Origin of the sequence: Microcoleus sp. AT3-D2, from assembly GCF_036705715.1 — a bacterium.
Lineage (GTDB): Bacteria > Cyanobacteriota > Cyanobacteriia > Cyanobacteriales > Microcoleaceae > Microcoleus.
Map to the genome: position 1 here is coordinate 1 of NZ_JAUBVE010000152.1, position 3,902 is coordinate 3,902.

General features: G+C 48.1%; 2 protein-coding genes and 1 pseudogene. 1 reads left to right on the plus strand and 2 read right to left on the minus strand.

The genetic code is table 11. The annotated features are described in order from the left end of the window. Positions 1-90 precede the first annotated feature (90 nt). Positions 91-1,575 carry a glutamate synthase small subunit gene (gene gltD, locus QUB44_RS30235; RefSeq protein WP_333373486.1) on the minus strand — a complete coding sequence of 495 codons (1,485 nt, stop codon included), beginning with the start codon at positions 1,573-1,575 and terminating at the stop codon, positions 91-93. Positions 1,576-2,101: 526 nt separating this feature from the next. Between gltD and QUB44_RS30240 the strand changes: the two genes are divergently transcribed. Next, entirely contained in the window at positions 2,102-3,133 is a 1,032-nt protein-coding gene (locus QUB44_RS30240; RefSeq protein WP_333373489.1) for a sulfate/molybdate ABC transporter ATP-binding protein, read from the plus strand. Positions 3,134-3,198: 65 nt separating this feature from the next. On the opposite strand, the pseudogene QUB44_RS31320 reads toward QUB44_RS30240, so the two are convergent. Then, positions 3,199-3,474 (minus strand): annotated as a pseudogene (locus QUB44_RS31320) (site-specific integrase). Positions 3,475-3,902 lie beyond the last annotated feature (428 nt).

Consider the following 3,902-nt stretch of genomic DNA (forward strand, 5'->3'; position numbering starts at 1 on the left):
GGGATTTTAAAATCCCAAAAGCCTTTCGACCCCAATTATTTGACTGCTACCCCTTGACAGGTCAAGACAGTATCTACTACTACCCAAGGACTAAGGCAAATCAGTGCTCCCCATCAGATAAAGGTCGCACTCCCGGGCCACGCCGCGCCCTTCATTAATCGCCCAAACCACCAAACTTTGTCCCCGGCGACAGTCCCCAGCCGCGAAAACTCCCGGAATGCTGGTTGTATATTTTTCGTGCTCGGCTTTCACATTGCTGCGGGCGTCGCGTTCCAATCCCAGCGCATCCAGCAAGGGCTGTTCCGGGCCGAGGAAGCCCATCGCTAGCAACACAAGCTGTGTCGGCAAGACTTTTTCCGTGCCCGGGATGTGGTTCGGAATAAACTGCCCTTTCTCGTTTTTCGCCCACTCCACCTCAACGGTGTGCACGGCTTTGACATTGCCGTTTTCGTCGCCCTCGAACTTTGTCGCCGTGGTGAGATAGCCACGGGGGTCGTCGCCGAATTTGGCTGCTGCTTCTTCTTGGCCGTAGTCGAGGCGGTAGACTTTCGGCCATTCCGGCCAGGGATTGTTGGTCGCGCGTTCCGAGGGCGGTTTGGGCAGGATTTCTAGCTGTACCAGGCTTTTGCAGCCGTGGCGGATGGATGTGCCCACGCAGTCGGTACCGGTGTCGCCGCCGCCGATGATCACGATATCTTTGCCTTCGGCGGAGATGAAGTTATCGTTTGTGCTCTTGTCTAAAACTGCTTTGGTGTTGGCTGTCAGGAAGTCCATTGCGAAGTGGATGCCTTTTAATTCCCGGCCGGGGATGCCCAAGTCGCGGGGTTTGGTGGCGCCGGTACAGAGCACAACGGAGTCGTATTCTTTTAGCAGTTGTTCTGCTGGTAAGTCTTTGCCGACTTCGGTGTTGCAGACGAATGTCACGCCTTCGTCTTCGAGGACTTTCAGGCGGCGCATTACGACTTGTTCTTTGTCTAGCTTCATGTTGGGGATGCCATACATTAGCAGGCCGCCTGGTCGATCGGCTCTTTCGTATACTGTTACCCAATGACCGGCTTTGTTGAGTTGGGCGGCGGCGGACAAACCGGCGGGCCCGGAACCGATGACGGCGATTTTTTTGCCGGTGCGTTTGGCGGGTGGTTCGGCAGTAATCCAGCCTTCATCCCAGCCTTTGTCGATAATCGAGGCTTCGATGTTTTTAATCGTGACTGGCGGGTTGTTGATGCCGAGTACGCAAGCGCCTTCGCAGGGTGCGGGACAGACGCGGCCCGTGAATTCAGGGAAGTTGTTGGTTTTGTGGAGTCTGTCAAGGGCTTCTTTCCACAGTCCGCGATACACTAGGTCGTTCCATTCGGGGATGAGGTTGTTAATCGGGCAGCCGCTTGCCATGCCGCTGATGAGGGTACCCGTGTGGCAAAACGGAATGCCGCAATCCATGCAGCGCGCGCCTTGGGTGCGGAGTTTGTCCTCATCCATCGGCAGGTGAAATTCGTCCCAGTTGTGGACTCTCTCGACGGGTGAGAGTTCGGAGGGCAATTCGCGCAAGAATTCGATAAAGCCGGTTGGTTTTCCCATAGTGGTGTTCTGGTTAGAATTTACTATTCTGTCAGTTTCTCAAAGGTGAAGCTGGCGGGCTTCTGAATTAACTATTGTGATCTAAATTGTGTGCGATCGCACCTCAGATTGAGCAATTCCTACCTGAAATCTTCAATATCGCCGGGAGTCGGGGAATTGTCGCCAGCCGTAAAATATAGAGCTACAGCAAAGAAACCGGGTTTTTTACGGGAATTAAAGGTTTTAAAGGTTTTGATGCACTATTTTCGTCCATCAAACCCGGTTTCTGCATAATTTCAGCATTGCTTACTCTGGGACGATCGCATTTATCGCATTTACCGCTACAGCCAAATCTCGAAACGCTTGCGGGTTAACTCTTCGGGCCCGCCAGCGTCTACTTTGAAGCGCAGTCCCCATCAGGAGGGCCTCGAAATACAATACAAAAAATTACAGGTGTTGCAAAATATTATTTTCAAGATATACTACTGTAAATCGGTCAGATAAGCGGAGTTTTCTTGGTTAACTCCTAAAATAAGTAAATAAACTCATGAGTATTACAGTTCAGAACGTATCCAAACACTTCGGCTCCTTCCACGCAATTGACAACGTGAATTTGGAAATTAAAAGAGGATCTTTAGTCGCGCTGTTGGGGCCTTCCGGCTCCGGGAAATCGACTCTGCTGAGGATGATCGCGGGGCTAGAACCGCCGGACAGCGGTCAGATTTACCTGACCGGTGAAAATGCTACTCATCAGTCGGTGCAGGAACGACATATCGGTTTTGTGTTTCAGCACTACGCTTTGTTCAAACACATGAGTATTCGGAAAAATATTGCTTTTGCGATGGAAATTCGCAAAGTTCCTAAAGGCTCGATTAGCAGGCGGGTTGATGAACTTTTGGATTTAGTGCAGTTGACAGGTTTGGGCGATCGCTATCCTTCGCAACTTTCCGGGGGCCAGCGGCAGCGGGTGGCTTTGGCCAGAGCTCTAGCAGTTCAACCAAAAGTGCTGCTGCTAGACGAACCTTTTGGAGCATTAGATGCTAAAGTCCGCAAAGAATTGCGATCGTGGCTGCACAACCTTCACAAAGAAGTTAACATCACCACAGTTTTTGTGACTCACGACCAAGAAGAAGCTATGGAAGTAGCCGATGAAATTGTGGTGATGAATAAAGGTAGAGTCGAACAAGTTGGCACTCCTGCTGAAATTTACGACAAACCGGCATCAGCTTTTGTGATGAGTTTTATTGGGCCGGTCAATGTGCTGTCAAATGCTGCGGGTTTGTTCGCCAGCAACGCCACAACGTCTCGCCATAATGGAGCCGCTCATTCGGAAGTAGTGTTTTTGCGCCCCCACGACGTGGAAATTAAAACTAAGCCGGAGTCGGGTTTTTCATTAGCAACAGTCAGCCGCATCATTCATTTAGGCCGGGAAATACAAACTGAGTTAGTGTTAGAATCCGAGCAGGTAGTAACAGCTTATGTGAGTCGCGAGCGCTTCGATTCTCTACAGTTAACGCGAGATCAGCAGGTTTACGTCAAGCCCAAACACGCCATGACTTTTCCTGCTTATTCAATTTAAATCAGCGACTGCATCTTACTCAAAATACTATCCGGCAGCTTCTACAAAACACTCCTCCCACATCGTTACCAGGCTCGTGCCTGGTAATGCTGTCTCGTGGCTCTAAATCGGAGGCATATCCGACTTCTTTTTGCCCGTACCGCATCAACCTGTAAATCTAACTCTTGTTTGAGAACTTCCTTATACAAAAATAAAATAGCACTTAAAGCCTGATTTTGAGTTGAAGCAGCGACATTTTCCTGTACAGCTAAATGAGTTAACAATTATTCAATTTCTTTTCCACCCATTTCTCTAGGAGGTCGTTTATTATGGAATAAAATATAGCGTTTAATCCAATTAATGTAGCTTTTTTACGTTTTGTAAGAGTAATGCTTCAGACGAATGACATCACTTACTTGTTCAAGGAGTTTTTTGGGACGTTGTTCCATAAGATGATCTCCAGAATGTTTCTTGATAGTATGACTATCTGGTATGTTATCCCAAAAGTTTCTGGTTGTTATCGGAGAATATACGGAATGTTTCTAGCTATCATTCTCTATGTGGTGATTATTCCGAAAGTTTCGGCTTTTTGTTCCATCGGGGTTGACAAGACGGAAAGTTTCGGTATAATAAATAGTTAGCTGGCTGCGTTTCAGGATAGTTAGTTATTTGAATTTGGTAGGCAAAGCTTTCACAGGCGTTAACCTGGATAGTCAGGGTAAACGCATCTAAATTAATTTGACAAACACCTAAATTTGTGCATTACTAAATAACTAAAAAAAACTTTTAA